1 protein-coding gene is annotated in these 958 nt (G+C 72.8%); it reads right to left on the reverse strand.

Features of this window, described 5'->3' with window-relative positions:
- Positions 1–147: 147 nt before the first annotated feature.
- Positions 148–958, reverse strand: an 811-nt coding sequence (nrfD, locus tag L995_RS25390) for an NrfD/PsrC family molybdoenzyme membrane anchor subunit (protein WP_047474110.1), incomplete at its 5' end; no start/stop codon positions are given.

Raw genomic sequence — 958 nt, forward strand, 5'->3', positions numbered from 1 at the left:
CCGCGGGCGGGCGGCCTCGGCATCCAGGGAATCTTCGGGGGCTTGGGGGAGTTTCTTCTTGTCGGTCATGAAAGGCTTTCTGTGGCGCGGCCGGCCGGTGGCGGGCCGCGCTCCGTGAATGGGTGAGGGGTCGTCAGGGCGGCGGTGTCAGAGGGCGCGGGCCGCTGCCGAGCGCGCGGGAAACAGCTCCAGCGCCCAGGTGGCCAGCGTCACCAGTGCAATGCACAGGCCGGCCACGCCCAGCATGCCCAGCAGGCCGTCGCCGCCCAGCGGCATGTGGTAGATGTACAGGCCCGCGCCGTACTTGGGCACGCCTTGCACGCCCATGAACAGCGCCCAGCGGAAGGCCCAGGCCGCGGCGGCCAGCCCCAGCCCCAGGGCCAGCGTGTAGCGCGGGCAGGCCATGCGCTGACCATTCCGCACCAGGGCCCACAGCAGGGCGGCACCGGCCACGGCCGAGCCCAGCATGCTCAGGCGCCAGACCGGAAACTGCTGCCACAGCTGCAGCGCCGCCTGGAAGGAGCGGCCCTGGCCCAGCCAGCCGGCAACGGCCCAGACCACCACCATGGCCAGCAGGCACAGCGCCAGCGCCAGGCCCAGCATGCGCAGCGCCTGCAGGGCGCCGGCATCGGGGCGGTGGCGGGCGGGCAGAAAGCGCGCCGTCACCAGCATGCAGCCCAGCGTGGCCAGCCAGCCCGTGAGTGCCAGGTTCAGCGGCACCCACAGCGTGTTCCACAGCGGGCGCGAGCGCACGGCCATCAGCTCGGCGCCGGTATAGGCGGTGATGGTCAGCGCCGACACGGCCAGCAGCGGCGCCAGCCAGCGCAGCCACTGCGGCCGGCCCAGCCACCAGGCCAGCACGAAGGCCAGCGCCAGTCCCACGAAGACGGGCAGCAGCAGGGCGCCCACCGACATCCACGACCACGGCGTGAAGTGCGCATAGAAATGCCAGAAGCGC

The organism is Delftia sp. ZNC0008, from assembly GCF_000799035.1.
Lineage (GTDB): Bacteria > Pseudomonadota > Gammaproteobacteria > Burkholderiales > Burkholderiaceae_C > Comamonas > Comamonas tsuruhatensis.